This window comes from Mesorhizobium sp. B2-4-7 (genome assembly GCF_006442685.1).
In the GTDB taxonomy this organism is placed as follows: Bacteria; Pseudomonadota; Alphaproteobacteria; order Rhizobiales; family Rhizobiaceae; genus Mesorhizobium.
In genome coordinates this window covers 50,790-67,592 of sequence record NZ_VFVH01000009.1, presented here as the reverse complement: position 1 = coordinate 67,592, position 16,803 = coordinate 50,790, and the positions used below count along the sequence as shown (strand labels likewise).

The following is a 16,803-nucleotide window of genomic DNA, read 5'->3' as shown; positions in this document are numbered from 1 at the left end:
GTCCAGCCCGGGAGGATCAGTTTGTGCCCTTGCCGCCGCATTTGCCGGTGGCGACATTGAAGTTGCCGCAGGACAGAGGCGCCCGCCAATCGGAGATCAAGTCCTTGGAGTCGGGCAGGTAATCCGACCACTCGTCGCCCATCACCAGCCCCGCCGTGCGCGAGACCGTCTCGAACTGGCCGTCGGCCTGGATTTCACCGATCAGCACCGGCTTGGTGATGTGATGGTTCGGCATCATCGTCGAATAGCCGCCGGTCAGGTTCGGCACCGAGACGCCGACCATGGCGTCAATCACCTTGTCCGGATCGGTGGTGCCGGCCTTCTCGACCGCCTTCACCCACATGTTGAAGCCGATATAGTGGGCCTCCATCGGGTCGTTGGTGGTGCGCTTGTCGTTCTTGATGAACTTGTGCCAGTCGGCGATGAACTTCTTGTTCTCGGGCGTGTCGACGCTCTCGAAGTAGTTCCAGGCGGCGAGATGGCCGACCAGCGGCGCCGTGTCGAGACCGGCAAGCTCCTCCTCGCCGACCGAGAAGGCCATGACCGGGATGTCCTCGGCCTTGATGCCCTGGTTGCCCAGTTCCTTGTAGAACGGCACGTTGGCGTCGCCGTTGACGGTGGAGACGACGGCGGTCTTCTTGCCGGCCGAACCGAACTTCTTGATTGCCGAGACTTCGGTCTGCCAGTCCGAGAAACCGAACGGCGTGTAGTTGACCATGATGTCTTCCGCCGCGACGCCCTTGGCCTTCAGATAGGCCTCGAGGATCTTGTTGGTGGTGCGGGGATAGACATAGTCGGTGCCTTCCAGCACCCATCGCTTCACCGAGCCGCCATCCTCGCTCATCAGATAGTCGACGGCCGGAATGGCCTGCTGGTTCGGCGCCGCGCCCGTATAGAACACGTTGCGCTCGCTCTCCTCGCCCTCATACTGGACTGGATAGAACAGGATGTTGTCGAGTTCCGAGAACACCGGCAGCACCGATTTGCGCGACACCGAGGTCCAGCAGCCGAACACCGCCGCGACCTTGTCCTTGGAGATCAGCTCGCGCGCTTTCTCGGCGAAGAGCGGCCAGTTGGACGCCGGATCGACGACGACCGCTTCGAGCTTCTTGCCGAGCAGGCCGCCCTTGGCATTCTGCTCGTCGATGAGCATCAGCATGGCATCCTTCAGCGTCGTCTCCGAAATCGCCATCGTGCCGGACAGCGAATGGAGGATGCCGACCTTGATCGTGTCGTCGGCCGCCTTGGCGGGCGCCGACATCGACAGGCCGGCAGCGACCACGCCCGCCGAAAACATTTTTGTTATTGTCGAGAAATTACCCCTCATGCCTGACACTCCCAAGCTGATTGATTGCAACGCAACACTACGAAGCAACCCCCATGCCAATCGCCGAGGCGGTTTCGTGGAAGGAGTTAATGCTCAATATTATCAGTGGGTTGACATATCGTGCTTAGAGAAAGCGTGAGGGCCGGTTAAAAATTGGTTGAGGGAAATTTGCGCAGCGCACACGGTTTTTGCCTAATTTTCGTCCAATTTCTCCAAATGCCTAGATTTTGATCTCCGGACGCGGGCCGCACGCGACAAATATTGCGGTACGGCACACAAATGGGGCAAGTTCGCCCCTTAACCGAGCGACGTCATGGCATCCGGAATTTCACGCATCTCTACCGGCCTATTGTTTCTGGCGGCGGCGACCGGGGCGGCGCGAGCCGACTTCAGCGACGGCAAGATGCCCGACGGCATTTATCATTGCGAGGTCTACCTGCTCGGCATGTTCCTCAACCTCGGCGACATCACCATCAAGGGAAACGTCTATACCGGCCCAGTCACCTTCGGGACCGCCCAGCAGGGCTACAATTACCAGATGGACGCAAATGGGGTGATCTCCTGGCTGGGACCGCTCGGCGGCTACACCGCCGGCGGCAACTCGTTGTCCCTCACTCAGGCAACTCTGGATGGTCAGGGCCCGCCCTCGTTCGACATCATCATGAGACAGCCCGACGGCGCCTTCACCGCCTCGACCTGCACCAAGGGCTGAAAGTCGAGAAAAATGGCGCGGAACCCCGGTCGGGGCTCCGCGCCAGCAGGCAGTCGGGAGGTGGAACTAGATGCTTCTCGCTGACATTTGGCTGGCGATGTAATCGGCCTGCCGGATCGCCAGCGAGACGATCGTCAGCGTCGGGTTCTCGGCCGCGCCTGTCGTGAACTGGCTGCCGTCGGAAACGAACAGGTTCTTGATGTCGTGCGTCTGGCCGTGCTTGTTGACGACGCCTTCGGCCGCCTTCTCGCTCATCCGGTTTGTGCCGAGATTATGGGTGGAAGGATAAGGCGGCGTCGGGAAAGTACGCGTCGCTCCAACCACATCGTAGAGCGCCGTGGCCTGTTTGTAGGCATGATCGCGCATCGCCGTATCGTTGGGATGATCGTCGAAATGCACATCGGCGATCGGCATGCCGTGCTCGTCCTTTTCGTCGGCATGCAGCGTGATGCGGTTTTCTTCGCGCGGCATGTCCTCGCCGACGATCCACAGCCCTGCCATGTGGTCGTAGTGGTCGAGTGCGGTGGTGAAGGAGCGGCCCCAAGCGCCGGGATCGAGGAAGGCCGCCATAAACGGCAGGCCGAGCGAAAGCGTCTCGAATTCGTAGCCGCCGACGAAACCGCGCGATGGATCATGCCGCGCCTCGTCGCGGATGATGCCGGCCATCGTGGTGCCGCGATACATGTGCACCGGTTTGTCGAAGATGGCATAAACCGAGCCGGTGGTGTGGCGCATGTAGTTCTTGCCCACCTGCCCCGATGAATTGGCGAGGCCGTCAGGGAACTTGCTCGAAGCCGAATTGAGCAGCAGGCGCGGGCTTTCAATCGAATTGCCGGCGACGGCGACGATGCGGGCCTTCTGCTCCTGCAGCTTGCCGTCCTTGTCGGCATAGACGACGCCGGTCACCTTTCCCGAGGCGTCATGGTTGATCTTGACGGCCATGGCGTTCGGCCTCACCTCGAGATGGCCTGTCGCTTCGCCTTTCGGGATCTCGGTGTAGAGCGTCGACCATTTGGCGCCCCATTTGCAGCCCTGGAAGCAGAAGCCGGTCTGCTGGCAGGACATCCGGTCGTCACGCTCGACCGAATTGATCGCCATGTTGCCGGTGTGGCATTCCTTGTAGCCGAGCTTGTCGGCGCCAGCCTTCAACAGCTTGAAATTATTGTTGCCCGGCAGCCTCGGCCAGTCATTGGTGCCGGTGACGCCCATCTTGGCTTCGGCCTTGGCGTAATAAGGCTCCATCTCGGCCAGTGTCACCGGCCAATCGAGCAGGTTCGCGCCCTCCACCTTGCCGTAGGTCGAGGCGGTCTTGAACTCATGCTCCTGGAAGCGCAGCGAAGCGCCGGCCCAGTGCGTGGTCGAGCCGCCGACCGATTTCACGATCCAGGCCGGCAGGTTCGGAAAATCCCTGGCTACGCGCCAGTCGCCCGAAGTCGTGCGCTTGTCTTTCCAGGCGAGTTGGGCAAAGGAGTCCCACTCGTCATTGATGAAGTCGTCGAATTCGTGGCGAGCGCCGGCCTCCAGGATCACGACGTCGATGCCCTTCTGGGCGAGTTCATTGCCGAGTGTGCCGCCGCCGGCTCCCGAGCCGATGATGACGACCAAATTGTCGTTTTTCAGATCAAATGCTGCTGCCATGGTTTCCTCCCATGATTTCGATTTTGCTGGGTGGCGAGAGGAGCGGCTCAGAGCCACTCGATGTCGTCGAAGCCGCGCGCGATATAGCCGCCCTTGGAATAGGATTCGCCCTCATAGCCAAAGACCGGCCAGACCTCCTTCTGGTTGTAGAGGCTGACGACGAGGCCCCCGCGCACCGCCTGGAAGAAAGGCGTGGCTTCGACCTGCTTCAGCACTGCGACACGCTGATCCTCCCAACCAAGGTTCCGGTAGCCGCCCTTGCCGGACCTCTTGTCGAGATCGGCGATGCCGTTCTCGATGAGATCCCTATGTGCGGCATCCTTGCCGGCCTGATCGTCATGGCTCTTGACCGCGATGGCGTAATATTTGTCGGGAAGCTGATCGTGCGGGTAGACGTCCCGCCCCATTTGGATCAGCGTCGCCATCGTCTCCGGCTTCAGCGCCGACGTTTCGAGGCCCCAGGCATGTTCCGGGCTGATGACCGCGCTGCCGGAAATGACGAGCAAGGCTCCGACGCCGCCGCGCTTCAGAAGCTCGCGCCGCGAAAGCCCGGGCCTGCTTTCATAGATCGTGACCATATTTTCCTCCCTGCTTGCTGGTTGCATCCATGGGATGCCTTGGCTGGCGCCGCGCACACGCGGCCGCGATCTCTACTGGAACCTGCCTCCTCGTTGCAGAACCTCGATCCTGTAGCCGTCCGGATCCTCGATGAAGAAGAAGCGTGCGATCAGCGAACCGTCACGGTTGAATTCGACGATCTTCTTCGGGTTGAGGCCGAGCGCGCCGAGCCGGTCGTGCTCGCCGTCGAGATCGACGACCGAAACCGCGAGATGGCCGTAGCCATCGCCAAGCGCATAAGGCTCCTGCCGACCCTTGTTCACGGTCAGTTCGACTTCGAATTGCGTCTTGGCATTGCTGAGGTAGATGAGCGTGAACGTGTCGAAATCCAGCCTTTCGGCGACATCGAGGCCGAAGGCATTTCTGTAGAAATCGACGGAGCGGGTCTCGTCGAGAACCCGGATCATGGTGTGGATTGCCTTCGCCAAATCAGTCCTCGCCACTCGATGCTTCGAAGATGATTATGCGCGGCGACGGCAAAAGATGGTGGCAGCCGGTTACCACGCTCCGAAGATCGACTCGCCTGACAATCGCAAGGACGAAAGTCCGATTGCTGTTCAGCCGATTTTGCCGGAGAATGCTGTCGGGGACAAAGGCCGCGTCGCCTCTGGCGGCAAAAGCATCTGTCCACCCAAAATCAACGCCAAAAATCAACGAACGTGGGAGGTTGTCGGATGTGCAGGGTATTTGCGGCCCAGGACCCCGAAGGTTATCGTCAGATCAACCGGTCGATCCGCATCGACGGATATTCGACCAGCATCCAGCTTGAGGCGACGTTTTGGGCACTGCTCGACGAAATCGCCGAAAGCCAGGACCTGACGACGCCGAAATTCATCTCGAAACTCTATGACGAGGCCATCGAGATCAATGGCGAGATTCCCAACTTCGCCTCCATGCTGCGCACCACCTGCGCGCTCTATCTGCGCAGCCACCGGCCGGGCATGGAAGACCAGATGCCGCCGAAATGGGAAGCCGCCTGAAGATCCAGAAAAGTGCCCCCCGGCTTTGTGTTCGGAATGCATCAGGAACTGGGGCGGCTCGGCGGGCCTATCACGCACCGGGCCGATCGGCGGCGGCGATTTCCAGCGCCAGCCGCGTCATGTCGGTAAAAAGATCCTGGCGTTCCGCATATTGGGTCTGTTCGCCGCTGTCGATATCGTCGACCACCGTGCAGATCGATAGCGCACGGGCCCCGAAATGCCTGGAAATGCGATAGAGCGCACTGGTCTCCATGTCCACGGCCAGCGCGCCGGCTGCCTGCGCATCGGCAAAACGGGCGCGTCCCTGCGGATGGTGGAAGACGTCGCTGCATGCCGTCAGCCCGGCACGATGGTCGATGCCGAGTTCGGCCGCCTTCGCCAATGCGCGAGCAAACAGCGCCGGGTCCGGCCCGGCTGCAGCGTCATAGAGGCCGAAAACCTGACCGCTTCGGGCGCTTTCGGGCCGCACCGATTGCGAGATGACGAGGCTGCGTAGTTTTACCTCAGCGGTCAGCCCGCCGCAGGTGCCGGTACGGATCAAAGTCCGCACACCGTAGCCGTCCAGCAGCTCATGCGCATAGATCAGAAAGGAGGATACGCCGATGCCGGTCGCCTGGATGCTGACCGGCTGACCACGAAACAGGCCAGTGAAGCCAAGGGCACCGCGCCGGCGGTTGATGCAGCGTGGGGCCTCCAGGAATGTCATGGCCATCCATTCGGCGCGCTGGGGGTCGCCCGGCAACAGCACAATGTCGGCGTAGTCACCCTTGCTGGCTTCGATGTGTGGCGTCAACAGCTCGTCCCTGCCGTTTCATCCACAATCATGGCCTTGTCGCGGTATTGCGCAAGAGGCATTCGGGAACGCTAATACACGGAAACTTCGTTTCAGGACGACAATATCACGAAAACAAAGAGTTAAACCGGTCGGCGACTCTATCAAAGTCGTAGCGGTGGCGACACGCCGGAAGTGCTTCAGCTTGGAGGAGAACCGCTCGATCAGGTTGCGCTCGCGATAGAGCCGCCCGCTGAAGCAAGGCTTCACTTGGTTGCTCTTCGGCGGGATGTTCGGCCGGCGGTCAGGCCGAGCCGCCCCAATTGCAGGCTGATGAAAACGCGCGGCGCGTCTTCATCAGCCGACGCACTCCAAGCGCTCATGATGCGAAGCTGGTTGATCGCGAAAGCTCCTCCCACGCGCTGATTTCGCTCCGCATCGCGTCGAGCTTCTGGTCGACCAGCCCCAGCGCATCGTCGCCCAGGAACAGCCGTACCGGCGGGTTCGCGGCATCGACCAGCACGAGCAACGCCTGCGCGGCCTTGGCCGGATCGCCCGGTTGGTTGCCGCTCTTGGCCTGTCGCGCGCCGCGGATCGGGTCCATGACCGCGTCATAGTCGGCAATGCTGCGCGGCGTGCGATCCATCGAGCGTCCGGCCCAATCCGTGCGGAATTGGCCGGGAGCGAGCGCCGTCACCCGAATTCCAAAGCCTGCTACTTCCTTGCCGAGCGCTTCGGAAATGCCTTCGAGCGCGAATTTGCTTCCGCAATAGAAGGTGATCCCGGGCATGGTGATGAAGCCGCCCATGGACGTGACGTTGATGATATGGCCGCGACGCCGCTCGCGCATGCCCGGCAGCACCGCCTTGATCATCGCGACGGGCCCGAAGACGTTGGCGGCGAACTGGCGCTGGAGATCGTCCAGGGAGGACTCCTCCAGCACGCCCTCATGGCCGTAACCGGCGTTGTTCACCAGCACGTCGATTGGACCCGCCTGCCGTTCCGCCGCGGTGACAGCCGCCGGGACCGTCTCGAAATCGGTCACGTCCAGCAAGAGCGGGTGGGCGCGATCGGGCGCGAGCGCGGCGAAGATCTCGGCGTCGGCTTCCCGCCGCACGGTGCCGATCACCCGATGGCCCGCTTCAAGCGCGCCTCTTGCAAATGCTCGCCCCAGCCCGGAGCTGACACCGGTGATGAGGAATGTCTTAGAGGTGGAAGTCATGGTTCACTCCGGGCTATGATTGAAACTATATCATGATATAGATAACAGCATGACACCAAACAAGACCAAGGTTGCTCCGACCGCCACGCGGGGTGAGCCGCTTCGCCGGCGTGTGATCGATGCGGCGGAGCGACTGCTCCGACAGGGTAAGGCCGATTTCTCGATGCGCGACCTCGCCACCGAAGCCGGAGTCAGTTTCGCGACGCCGTTCAATCAGTTCGGGAGCAAGGCCGCGATCATGCATGCCCTTTCGCGGCGGCGGATCGATACGATGGCCCAGCGCTTTGCCGGGATGTCACCGCCTGCCGATGCCGCAGGCCGCGTGCTGTTGGCCATCGATACCGCGGTCGAGGTGATGTTGGAGGAGCCGGAGATAAACCGGGCCGTGATGGGATGGATCGGCACGGCCGGCCCGTCCCCCGGAAAGGTCCTGGCGCACTCCACAACCTTGTGGTCGCTGGCCCTTGGAGCGGGCGAAGGCTTGATCGCGGCCGGCAGGCAGGAGGCGCTGCGCAGTTTGCCGGAGCAGCTCGCATTTGCCTTTCGTGGGGTCCTGTCGTTCTGGACCGCCGGCGAACTGCCGGATGAGGCGCTTGCCTCGAAGGCGCGAGAGATCGCAAAAACCTTGCTGCTCGGATTTGCTGAACGGCCGCTATTCGGCGATTCCGCCTCCTAGGCTGCCCTTCGGGAACCGCCAATCTAGGCCATTTCCCGATTTATGGGTTCACGGCCTAAGACTCCAGCATGTCCTTGACGATCGTTGCCAACTGCTTGAGCGAAAACGGTTTCGGCAGGAATCCGAAATGCGCGTCCGCCGGCAGGTTCCTGGCGAATGCATCCTCGGCATAGCCGGACACGAAGACGAACTTGATGTCCGGCTGGCGCTTGCGCAGTTCGCCGAGCAGCGTCGGCCCATCCATCTCCGGCATCACCACATCCGAGACCACGATGTCCACCTTGCCGCCGAGCGCTTCGAACACTTCCAGCGCCTCGACCCCGGAGGACGCCTCGTGCACGGTATAGCCGCGCGAGGTCAGTGCCCGCATGCCGCCCATGCGCACCGCATCCTCGTCCTCGACCAGCAGCACCGTGGCCGACCCGGACAAATCCTTGCCTGTCTCGGCCGACTTGGCAGGTACCGCTGCCGGTGCTTCCCCGGGTTCGCCTGCCTTCTTTGCCTCGGCGATGTGGCGCGGCAGGAAGATGCGGAAGATCGAACCCTTGCCGACCTCGGAATCGCAGAAGATAAAGCCGCCGGTCTGCTTGATGATGCCGTAGACCATGGACAGGCCAAGGCCGGTGCCCTTGCCGACCTCCTTGGTGGTGAAGAACGGTTCGAATATCTTCTTCAGCACGTCGGGCGCGATGCCGCTGCCGGTGTCCTCGACCTCGGCCACCACATAGTCCGCTGGGGTGAGTTCGCGATAGGGGAAGGTCTTGCACTCCTCGGCGGTCACATTGCGGGTGCGCACCGTGAGGTCGCCGCCCGCCGGCATTGCATCGCGCGCGTTGACCGCCAGGTTGACCACCACCTGCTCGAACTGGCCGATATCGACCTTGACCGGCCAAAGATCGCGACCGTGGTCGATCTTCAGCTTGATGTCGTTGCCGACCAGACGGGCGAGCAACATCCTGAGATCGGCGAGCACGTCGGTGAGGTTCAGCACTTCCGGCCGCAGCGTCTGCTTGCGCGAAAAGGCCAGCAACTGCCGCACCAGCGAGGCTGCCCGGTTGGCATTCTGCTTGATGTTCATGATGTCGGGGAAGGATGGATCCGACGGCCGATGGTTGGTCAGAAGCAGATCCGACGCCATAATGATGGCGGTCAGCACATTGTTGAAGTCGTGCGCGATGCCGCCGGCAAGCTGGCCGACCGCCTGCATCTTCTGGCTTTGCGCCATCTGCCCTTCGAGCGCCTTCTGCTCCGTCGTCTCGACGGCGTAGACGATGGCCGACTCCTCGGCCCCCTCGCCGCCTGTACCGTCGGCGACCGCATTGACGTAAAAACGGATGTGGCGCTCCTCATTGCCGGGCAGGAGCGTGTCGATCGGCTCGATATCGGCCTGCCGCTGCCGTGCCTTTTCGAAGGCCGCGGCAAAGGCCGGGCGGTCACGTTCGTGGATGACCGTGTCGAGCCGCATGCGGCGGTCGACGGCGTCCCGGTCTACGACCGACGAAAACAGCGAAAGGAATGGCGCATTGGTGCGCAGGATGCGCCCGCTGGCGTCGACGCCGGCGATCGCCATCGGCGTCGAGTTGAAGAAGCGGGTGAACCGCACTTCCGAAGCGCGCAGGTCCGCCGAGGCGTCCTCGCCTTGCGTGCGGTTGAGCACGATCGTGCGCGTCGGACCGTTGAGGCCTTCGCGGCTGGCTGAAACGCGATGCATGAAGCGCACCGGCAGCGCCTCGCCCGTCATTGTCGTGAGGTCGAGATCGATGACCGCGTTGCGCGTCGTACCGGGGTCGGCCTTGACCGAGCGCACCAGCGCCATGCCGTCGCCGGCGACGATCTCCGGCAGGGAGACGGCGCCGGGCGTGAAGCTGGCAAGGTCGATGCCCAGCCATTCGGCGAGCGTGGCGTTGATATAGGTGACGCGGCCTTCCTGGTCGGCGGAAAAGAAGCCGGCGGGCGCGTGGTCGAGATGATCGATCGCCTTCTGCAGGTCCAGGAAGAAACGCTCCTGCTCGGCGCGTTCCTGCGAAATGTCGGCAAGTTGCCAGGCGAGCATCGGCGGCCGCTGGCCCGGCACGCTGAAAGCGCGGGCGCGGGCGCGATACCAGCGCGCGCCTGGCTCAGCGCCAGGCTTGATCGACTGCGCGAGCCGGAACTCGCCGTCGCCCGGCTGGCCGTCACGCAGGCCGGAGGCCAGTCGGTAGATGGTGACCGAAGCTTCCGGAACATCCGAAAGCAGCCCTTCGACCGTCTTCAGGTCGGCCGCGGAAGAGGCTCCGGTCATGTCGGCATAGGCGCGGTTGGCATAGACCACGCGGCCCTTGGTGTCCGTGACCAGAAGACCCTGCGACATCGAATCGACGAATGCCTTCGACAGTTCGTCGCCCGTCGAGCGTGGAGTGATCTGCACGAAGCCGATCGCCGTGGCGAACAGGAAGCCGACGCCGATCATCGCCAGCACGCCGAGCATGCCCAGCAGGAAAGGGTCGCCGAGCCGCTCGCGAAACAGGCCGAAAACGATCGCGGCCCCCGTCAGGACGGCAATGAAGATGACGAGCCGGGTAACGGCGCCCGGCCGCGTGTTCTGATCGACGATCGGTACCGGATAGAAATCGCCGCGCGTTTCCTTGGCCATGTGCCCCCTGCTCTTGAAGTCCGGTGTTCCGATACTCGCCGCAATGTGTGCCGACGCCCGCCCCTGTCGGGTTGAATCATATTCTCCTGGTCCCGAAAAGGCCCGGGCGGCAAATGTCAGATAAAAATGATGTCGGCCGGCCCTCCAGTGTTTCAAGCTGTTCATGAAGCGTGAAAGGCAACTTGCGGTAGCCCGCCGCAACGGTCTAGTGTCGCGTCACTTCCAAACCGATCAGGGGGAACCAATGCTGCAATGGCTGGATAGCGTAGCGGGCCCCGGCTATGTAGCGGCACTGCTGTGGACCTTCGCGGCGCTGGTCCTGCTGGTTATCGTCCTCATCATCGTCAAACTCGTTCGCAACCTGACCTTCGGCACCTTTGTCGCGGGCGGCCGGAACCGCAAGACGCGGCTTGCGGTCATGGACGCCACCGCCGTCGACAGCCATCGCCGCCTGGTGCTGGTGCGCCGCGACGACATCGAGCATCTGCTTTTGATCGGCGGCCCGACCGATGTCGTCGTCGAGCGTGACATCCGCCTTTCTGCGCCACGCCGTCCCGCGCTGACCGGAGATGGCGGTTCGCAGCAGCCTGTCGCGGTGGCAAAGCCGCGTGCGCCTCAGCCCACCCCGGCGCCGGCGAGACAGGCACCTGCTCCGCAGCCGGTGAGTGCAGCGCCACCCGCCCGCCAGCGCGCTCCGGAGCCGGTGCCGAAGCCGGCGGCGCAGGGTTATCAGCCGACCAATGTCACGCCGCTGCCTTCCTACGGCTCCGCAAACGTAAATGCCGTCCGGCATGCCCCGCCGCCGGCTTCACCACCGCCGGGGCAGGAAAGCATCGATGAAACGCTGATGAAGGAACTCGAGGTTTCGCTCGACCAGCCCCGCTCGAGCAGTCCGGCGACCAAGCCGGTGGCAAAAACACCGCCGTCGCTCGACGATGAGATGACCAGGCTTCTGGGCGAACTCTCCAGCCAGAAAAGATGAGCAGCGCTTGCGCCCGGTCCGAAAAACCGATCGGGGTTTTGCGCGCATCGCCCGGGTTCTGAAAAAAGAAATGGCCGGAAAACCGGCCATTTCGAGAGCGATATCGCTGAAATCTTCTTGAATGCAGACCGCAGGCTAATCGTCGCGATAGACCTTCTCGCGGCGCTCGTGGCGCTCCTGCGCTTCGATCGACAAGGTTGCAATCGGGCGGGCATCCAGCCGCTTCAGCGCGATCGGTTCGCCAGTCTCCTCGCAATAGCCGTAAGTGCCTTCCTCGATGCGCTGCAAGGCCGAATCGATCTTTGCGATGAGTTTCCGCTGGCGGTCGCGCGCCCTGAGTTCGATGGCGCGGTCGGTTTCCGAAGAGGCGCGGTCGGCTAGATCGGGATGATTGGCGTTTTCCTGCTGTAGGATTTCGAGGGTTTCGCGCGCTTCGCGCAATATGTCATTCTTCCAGGTGACGAGCTTTGAGCGGAAGTAGGATTTCTGCCGCTCGTTCATGAACGGCTCGTCTTCGGAGGGTACGTAATCGGCGGTAACGGCATCGTTCATTCGACTCACCCAAACAGCCCCAAATTTGGCGCCTATATATTCGCGGTCAAACGCCTGCACAAGCGCAATCGATTACCGATTCACGCAATTGTTAATCTGCCTCGAGGAGCGCGATTGAGGTGATTCGGGCTGGTCTTAGGTACCGGATCCTTCGAACTGGCGGCCGCCGGCTGATGATTCGTCATGTCCGAAAAACGACTGCCATTGTGCGCCACGCCGTTCTTATGGCTAATCACGGCACGGTTCGGGCTGTTGGCACGGTGGAGGTTGGGTGAGCAGGCTTTATCTGTTGAGGCACGCCAAAGCCGGATGGGCGCTGCCCGGCATGCGTGATTTCGATCGCCCTCTCGATGCGTCCGGCCGCGCTGATGCGGAGGCGATGGGCATCGCCATGCGGTCGCGCTCCTATGTGCCCGATCTGACGCTTTGCTCCACAGCCCGGCGCGCGAAGGAGACGCTGGAAGGCGTGGCCGGTCGGGCCGACACCGGCCGGGTTCTGTTCGTCGACGCGCTCTACAGCGAGGACGCGGCCGCGTACCTCAGCCTCATCCGGGACAATGGTGGGGTGGGTTCGATGCTGCTCGTCGGCCACAATCCGATGACGGAGGATCTCGCCATGGCGGTGTCCGGCGATGGCGAGGAAAGCGCCCGCGCCATGCTCAATCATGGTTTCCCGACCTCGGGCCTGGCGGTCGTGCGCTTCAGCGGCGATCTTGCCGGGGCCGCCCAGGGTGCCGGCTATCTCGAGGCATTCCTGACGCCGGCTGACCTCTGACGCCATTTCAAACCAGCATGGCAACGCCTATATCGGACCTGTCGCAGCCTCGAGAGACAATTTTGGCATCATCGCTGACCACTTTCACCGACGAGGCGAGAATTGCCCTCGACACGCTTTCGGGCCGCGCCAGCGGGCTTTTTTCGCCGTCGCTGCGGCTGGGCGTCACGGGCCTTTCCAGGGCGGGCAAGACGGTTTTCATCTCGGCCCTGGTCCACAATCTTATTCATGGCGGGCGCCTGCCGCTGTTCGAGGCGCAGAAATCCGGGCGCATCGCGCGCGCTTTCCTCGAAGAGCAGCCCGACGACGCGGTGCCGCGATTCCAGTACGAGGACCATATCGCCGCCTTGGTGAACGACCGCGTCTGGCCCGATTCGACACGCGCCATCTCCGAATTGCGGCTGACCATCGAATATGAATCGGCCTCCGGCTGGAACAGGATGTTTTCCTCCGGAAAACTGTCGGTCGACATCGTCGACTATCCCGGCGAATGGCTGCTCGACCTGCCGCTGCTCGGCAAGTCCTTCGCCGATTTTTCGCTCGAAGCCTTTGAAATGGCTGCGTTGCCGGTGCGCGAGGACCTGTCGCGCGCCTGGCGGGCGCTATCGGCCGAGATCGACCCGAACGCCGATGCCGAGGAGATGACGGCGCGCCGCCTGGCCGAGGATTTCGCCGCTTATCTCAAAGCCTGCAAGCTCGACGAGCGGGCGCTTTCGACCTTGCCGCCGGGCCGTTTCCTGATGCCGGGCGATCTCGAAGGCTCGCCCGCATTGACCTTCGCGCCTCTGGCCGGCCTGGGCGACAAGCGCCCGCGCAACGGCTCGCTGCACGCCATGATGGAAAGGCGCTACGAGGCCTACAAGACCCATGTCGTCAAACCCTTCTTCCGCGAACACATCACCCGGCTCGACCGCCAGATCGTGCTGATCGACGCCATGCAGGCGCTGAACGCCGGCCCCGGAGCCATGGCCGACCTGGAGCGCGCGGTGACCGAGATCCTCGCCTGTTTCCGTCCTGGACGCGGCAGCTTCCTCACCGATCTTTTCTCGCGGCGCATCGATCGTATCCTGATCGCCGCCACCAAGGCCGACCACCTGCATCACGACAGCCATGACCGCTTGCAGGCGATCGTGCGGCGGCTGGCAGACCGCGCCGTGGCGCGGGCGAATTTCACCGGCGCCGGCGTCGACGTCGTCGCCATGGCGGCGGTGCGCGCAACACGGGAAGGCACCGTCAAACAGGGCCGCGAGACATTGCCGGTCATCATCGGCACACCGCTCGCGGGCGAGACAATCAATGGCGACACCTTTGACGGGAAAGCTGAAACGGCCATATTTCCCGGTGATTTACCGGAGAAAATTGATGCTGTCTTCGAAGCTCCCGGGGGAGCGCACAGGCAGGACAATACCGACCCGGCGATCCGCTTCGTGCGTTTTCGCCCGCCAAAACTCGAGCGCACGGCCGAGGGCGTCATGCTGTCACTGCCGCATATCCGGCTCGACCGTGCCTTGCAGTTCCTGATCGGAGACCATCTGGCATGACCGCGCCCCGCAAGCCGGCGGCATTCCGCATCGAACCGGAGGCCACATCGCAGCAGGACGCGGCGCAGGCGCGCCGTGCCCAGGCCGGGGCGCCGGAGGCGCGCCGTGTCCAGACCGACACACAGCGCAAGCCCCGCGCGGTGAAGAGCGATGTCGCGCTGGTCATCCCGTCGGAGATCGACGTGTTCGACGAGCCGGACATCGTCGCTGCCGAACCGCCGCCGGCGGTCGCTCGCAGGAAACGTTCATTGCTTGGCTCCATCTTCTTCGGCGCGTTCGGGGTGCTGGTTTCGCTGGCCATCGGCCTGTGGACCGATCAGCTCATTCGCGATCTGTTCGCGCGCGCCGAGTGGCTGGGTTGGCTGGCCGCCGGCATGGCTGCCGTCGCCGTGCTGGCGCTGGTGGTGATCCTGATTCGCGAGTTCCTGGCGATCGCCCGGCTTGCCGAGGTCGAAAAGCTGCAGAAACGTGCGCTCGATGCGATTGCACGCGACGATCCCAAGGCGGCGCGATTGGTGGTCGACGAGCTGTCGGCCTTCGTCGCGGCCAAACCCGAAACGGCCGCGGGCAGGCGCGCGCTGGCCGATCTGCGCGACGAGATCATCGATGGCGCCAATCTGGTGCGTCTCGCTGAGGCGGAGATCCTTGGCCCTCTCGACGCCAGGGCCAAGATCATGATCCTGGAAGCCGCCAAACGCGTGTCGCTGGTGACGGCCGTCAGTCCGCGTGCGCTCGTCGACGTAGCCTATGTCGTGTTCGAGGCCGGGCGCCTCATCCGGCGCCTTTCGGAACTCTATGGCGGGCGGCCGGGAACACTGGGTTTCTTTCGCCTGGCGCGCAGCGTGCTGGCGCATCTGGCGGTCACCGGTTCGATCGCCGTCGGCGACAGTTTCGTCCAGCAGATCGTCGGCCACGGCCTGGCTGCGCGCCTCTCCGCCAAGCTCGGCGAAGGCGTCGTCAACGGCATGATGACGGCGCGCATCGGCATCGCCGCGATGGAGACGGCGCGCCCCCTGCCCTTCAGTGCGGCAAAACGGCCGGGACTGGGTGATTTCCTCTCCGCGCTGACATCGTTCGCAAGCAGGAAGGAAAGCGAGAACACCCCGCCTGGCAAGTGAACGACGACCTTGGCAGTGACGAAGCATTAACCAATCTTGTTCATGGTCGCACTGGTTCCAAAACAGCCTCTTTGTTGCCGGGTGTCGTCGATGAAAAGCGTAATTCTGTCCAGCCTGTTGCCCCTGGCGGTTGCGATCACCACTGTCGCCGGCATTGCCGCACAGGCGTCCGCGGCGGAGCCGGACAAGCAGTTCTTCCGGTCCGCCGAAGGCAAGTGGGTGGGCCCGGGCGAGATCGTCGCCGGCAAATACAAGGGCACGAAGTTCAATTGCAGCTTCACCGGCTCGACGCCCGACGGCAAGATGGGCATGACGCTCGACGGCGGCTGCCGTGTGGGCATGTTCACCCAGCCGATGTCGGCCAAGATCGAGCGCAAGGGGCGCGATTACAAGGGCTCCTTCATGGGCGGCGCGGCCGGTGCCGGCCTCGATATCATCGGCGGCAATGTGGTCGATGCCCGCAAGGTGGTGTTCACCATCAACCGCAACCAGCTGCGCGGCGTCATGCAGGCACGCATCCCCGACGACAATTCGATGACGGTGACGGTTGCAGTGCGCGTCGCGGACCAGCTGGTGCCGGTGATCGGCATGAGCCTGAAGCGGGTCGACGCGATCGAAGTCGGCTCCATCGCGCCGAACTGAGCGCGTATCAACCGCCTGTAACCAAACACAAAAAGAGACGGCGGCCCATCGCCACCGCCTCCTTTTGAAGACGTCGATAGGAACGATCAGCCCTTGATCGCCGCCGTCACCTCATCATAGGCCTTGCAGGCGTCGGCCAGGGTCGTGGTGCCCTGATATTTGGTCGTCACCTCTTGCACCTTGGCCGTCAGATCGGCCGCCTTGGACGGATCCTTGGTAACCGCCTCCTGCAGCGCGGCGGCCATGTCCTGCGCCTTCTTGGTGGCGACCTCGGCCGTGCACTCAGGCGCCTTGGAGCAAGCCGAGCCGGCGAGCACCGCCAGGCCGACGGCAACGAGCAAAAACTTCTTCATGTCAGTCATCTCCTCAAAAAGGGCGCGGCTTGATCGCCACACCCTCCACTGGCCGAAGCCGAGCGTGCTTAACCTCCGATTGCAGCCAGACGCAACGCGGCCTCGCGCTCAACTTGTGTAACGTGCCTGCAACATTGCCCGCCGCAGGATTCGGGCTGTTACATGCCCGCCGAAGCCCCTATCCTTGGGGCGCTGGCGCCTGATCCGAGGCGTCTTGACCCGACCGCACAGGCTGCGGTCCTCAAACGAGCGGAATGGCGGGA

General features: G+C 63.1%; 17 protein-coding genes and 1 pseudogene. 8 read left to right on the top strand and 10 right to left on the bottom strand.

What is annotated here, in order from left to right:
* Positions 1-16: 16 nt before the first annotated feature.
* Positions 17-1,327 (bottom strand): urea ABC transporter substrate-binding protein, encoded by a 1,311-nt coding sequence (urtA, locus tag FJ946_RS22095; RefSeq protein ID WP_140515298.1) that lies wholly within the window; start codon positions 1,325-1,327, stop codon positions 17-19.
* 313 nt (positions 1,328-1,640) lie between these two features.
* On the opposite strand from urtA, the gene FJ946_RS22090 reads away from it, so the two are divergent.
* Complete coding sequence (locus FJ946_RS22090; protein WP_140498872.1) at positions 1,641-2,039, top strand: hypothetical protein; 399 nt, start codon at positions 1,641-1,643, stop codon at positions 2,037-2,039.
* Positions 2,040-2,105: 66 nt separating this feature from the next.
* Here the strand turns inward: FJ946_RS22090 and FJ946_RS22085 are convergent, their stop codons facing one another.
* From FJ946_RS22085 to FJ946_RS22075, 3 genes are all read right to left on the bottom strand, one after another.
* A complete protein-coding gene (locus FJ946_RS22085; RefSeq protein ID WP_140564484.1) occupies positions 2,106-3,677 on the bottom strand; it encodes a GMC family oxidoreductase in 1,572 nt (523 codons plus the stop codon).
* Positions 3,678-3,724: 47 nt separating this feature from the next.
* Positions 3,725-4,255, bottom strand: coding sequence for a gluconate 2-dehydrogenase subunit 3 family protein (locus tag FJ946_RS22080; RefSeq protein ID WP_140515296.1), 531 nt, complete (start codon positions 4,253-4,255; stop codon positions 3,725-3,727).
* Between the two features lie 72 nt (positions 4,256-4,327).
* Positions 4,328-4,723 (bottom strand): VOC family protein, encoded by a 396-nt coding sequence (locus tag FJ946_RS22075; protein WP_140564483.1) that lies wholly within the window; start codon positions 4,721-4,723, stop codon positions 4,328-4,330.
* Positions 4,724-4,969: 246 nt separating this feature from the next.
* Between FJ946_RS22075 and FJ946_RS22070 the strand changes: the two genes are divergently transcribed.
* The gene (locus FJ946_RS22070; RefSeq protein ID WP_140498878.1) at positions 4,970-5,275 is read left to right on the top strand and encodes a ribbon-helix-helix domain-containing protein; all 306 of its coding nucleotides are present in this window, start codon (positions 4,970-4,972) and stop codon (positions 5,273-5,275) included.
* A 70-nt stretch (positions 5,276-5,345) separates the two neighbouring features.
* Here the strand turns inward: FJ946_RS22070 and FJ946_RS22065 are convergent, their stop codons facing one another.
* From FJ946_RS22065 to FJ946_RS22055, 3 genes and pseudogenes are all read right to left on the bottom strand, one after another.
* Positions 5,346-6,068 (bottom strand): DeoD-type purine-nucleoside phosphorylase, encoded by a 723-nt coding sequence (locus tag FJ946_RS22065; protein ID WP_140515295.1) that lies wholly within the window; start codon positions 6,066-6,068, stop codon positions 5,346-5,348.
* 156 nt (positions 6,069-6,224) lie between these two features.
* Positions 6,225-6,344: pseudogene (locus tag FJ946_RS22060) on the bottom strand (IS5/IS1182 family transposase); the annotation flags it as partial.
* Between the two features lie 82 nt (positions 6,345-6,426).
* The gene (locus FJ946_RS22055) at positions 6,427-7,269 is read right to left on the bottom strand and encodes an oxidoreductase (protein WP_140564482.1); all 843 of its coding nucleotides are present in this window, start codon (positions 7,267-7,269) and stop codon (positions 6,427-6,429) included.
* Positions 7,270-7,318: 49 nt separating this feature from the next.
* On the opposite strand from FJ946_RS22055, the gene FJ946_RS22050 reads away from it, so the two are divergent.
* Positions 7,319-7,945, top strand: coding sequence for a TetR/AcrR family transcriptional regulator (locus FJ946_RS22050; protein WP_140498884.1), 627 nt, complete (start codon positions 7,319-7,321; stop codon positions 7,943-7,945).
* A 55-nt stretch (positions 7,946-8,000) separates the two neighbouring features.
* Here FJ946_RS22050 and FJ946_RS22045 read toward each other — a convergent pair whose 3' ends face one another.
* Positions 8,001-10,577 (bottom strand): response regulator, encoded by a 2,577-nt coding sequence (locus tag FJ946_RS22045; RefSeq protein WP_140564481.1) that lies wholly within the window; start codon positions 10,575-10,577, stop codon positions 8,001-8,003.
* 244 nt (positions 10,578-10,821) lie between these two features.
* Here FJ946_RS22045 and FJ946_RS22040 point away from each other — a divergent pair, with 244 nt between their 5' ends.
* Positions 10,822-11,559 (top strand): flagellar biosynthetic protein FliO, encoded by a 738-nt coding sequence (locus FJ946_RS22040; protein ID WP_181167579.1) that lies wholly within the window; start codon positions 10,822-10,824, stop codon positions 11,557-11,559.
* A gap of 135 nt (positions 11,560-11,694) precedes the next feature.
* Here the strand turns inward: FJ946_RS22040 and dksA are convergent, their stop codons facing one another.
* Positions 11,695-12,111, bottom strand: a complete 417-nt coding sequence (dksA, locus tag FJ946_RS22035) for an RNA polymerase-binding protein DksA (protein ID WP_140498888.1) — start codon at positions 12,109-12,111, stop codon at positions 11,695-11,697.
* Positions 12,112-12,382: 271 nt separating this feature from the next.
* Here dksA and FJ946_RS22030 point away from each other — a divergent pair, with 271 nt between their 5' ends.
* The 4 genes from FJ946_RS22030 to FJ946_RS22015 all read left to right on the top strand — a co-directional run bounded on the left by FJ946_RS22030 (position 12,383) and on the right by FJ946_RS22015 (position 16,187).
* Positions 12,383-12,886: a histidine phosphatase family protein gene (locus FJ946_RS22030; RefSeq protein WP_140498890.1), complete on the top strand. Its 504-nt coding sequence runs from the start codon at positions 12,383-12,385 to the stop codon at positions 12,884-12,886.
* Positions 12,887-12,948: 62 nt separating this feature from the next.
* Positions 12,949-14,427, top strand: coding sequence for a YcjX family protein (locus FJ946_RS22025; protein ID WP_140564480.1), 1,479 nt, complete (start codon positions 12,949-12,951; stop codon positions 14,425-14,427).
* On the top strand, positions 14,424-15,545 hold the full coding sequence (locus FJ946_RS22020) for a YcjF family protein (protein WP_140498894.1): 1,122 nt from the start codon (positions 14,424-14,426) through the stop codon (positions 15,543-15,545). Before FJ946_RS22025 ends, FJ946_RS22020 begins: the two co-directional genes overlap by 4 nt.
* Positions 15,546-15,635: 90 nt before the next feature.
* The gene (locus FJ946_RS22015; protein ID WP_140498896.1) at positions 15,636-16,187 is read left to right on the top strand and encodes a hypothetical protein; all 552 of its coding nucleotides are present in this window, start codon (positions 15,636-15,638) and stop codon (positions 16,185-16,187) included.
* 86 nt (positions 16,188-16,273) lie between these two features.
* Here FJ946_RS22015 and FJ946_RS22010 read toward each other — a convergent pair whose 3' ends face one another.
* Positions 16,274-16,540, bottom strand: a complete 267-nt coding sequence (locus tag FJ946_RS22010; protein WP_140547541.1) for a hypothetical protein — start codon at positions 16,538-16,540, stop codon at positions 16,274-16,276.
* Between the last annotated feature and the right edge of the window lie 263 nt (positions 16,541-16,803).

Bases quoted from the DNA above. Each gene is read 5' to 3' on its own strand.
- FJ946_RS22020 (WP_140498894.1), top strand. From the start codon at position 14,424: ATGACCGCGCCCCGCAAGCCGGCGGCATTCCGCATCGAACCGGAGGCC.
- FJ946_RS22080 (WP_140515296.1), bottom strand. From the start codon at position 4,255: ATGGTCACGATCTATGAAAGCAGGCCCGGGCTTTCGCGGCGCGAGCTT.
- FJ946_RS22055 (WP_140564482.1), bottom strand. From the start codon at position 7,269: ATGACTTCCACCTCTAAGACATTCCTCATCACCGGTGTCAGCTCCGGG.
- FJ946_RS22085 (WP_140564484.1), bottom strand. From the start codon at position 3,677: ATGGCAGCAGCATTTGATCTGAAAAACGACAATTTGGTCGTCATCATC.
- FJ946_RS22045 (WP_140564481.1), bottom strand. From the start codon at position 10,577: ATGGCCAAGGAAACGCGCGGCGATTTCTATCCGGTACCGATCGTCGAT.
- dksA (WP_140498888.1), bottom strand. From the start codon at position 12,111: ATGAACGATGCCGTTACCGCCGATTACGTACCCTCCGAAGACGAGCCG.
- FJ946_RS22050 (WP_140498884.1), top strand. From the start codon at position 7,319: ATGACACCAAACAAGACCAAGGTTGCTCCGACCGCCACGCGGGGTGAG.
- FJ946_RS22090 (WP_140498872.1), top strand. From the start codon at position 1,641: ATGGCATCCGGAATTTCACGCATCTCTACCGGCCTATTGTTTCTGGCG.
- FJ946_RS22010 (WP_140547541.1), bottom strand. From the start codon at position 16,540: ATGAAGAAGTTTTTGCTCGTTGCCGTCGGCCTGGCGGTGCTCGCCGGC.
- FJ946_RS22015 (WP_140498896.1), top strand. From the start codon at position 15,636: ATGAAAAGCGTAATTCTGTCCAGCCTGTTGCCCCTGGCGGTTGCGATC.
- FJ946_RS22040 (WP_181167579.1), top strand. From the start codon at position 10,822: ATGCTGCAATGGCTGGATAGCGTAGCGGGCCCCGGCTATGTAGCGGCA.
- FJ946_RS22070 (WP_140498878.1), top strand. From the start codon at position 4,970: ATGTGCAGGGTATTTGCGGCCCAGGACCCCGAAGGTTATCGTCAGATC.
- urtA (WP_140515298.1), bottom strand. From the start codon at position 1,327: ATGAGGGGTAATTTCTCGACAATAACAAAAATGTTTTCGGCGGGCGTG.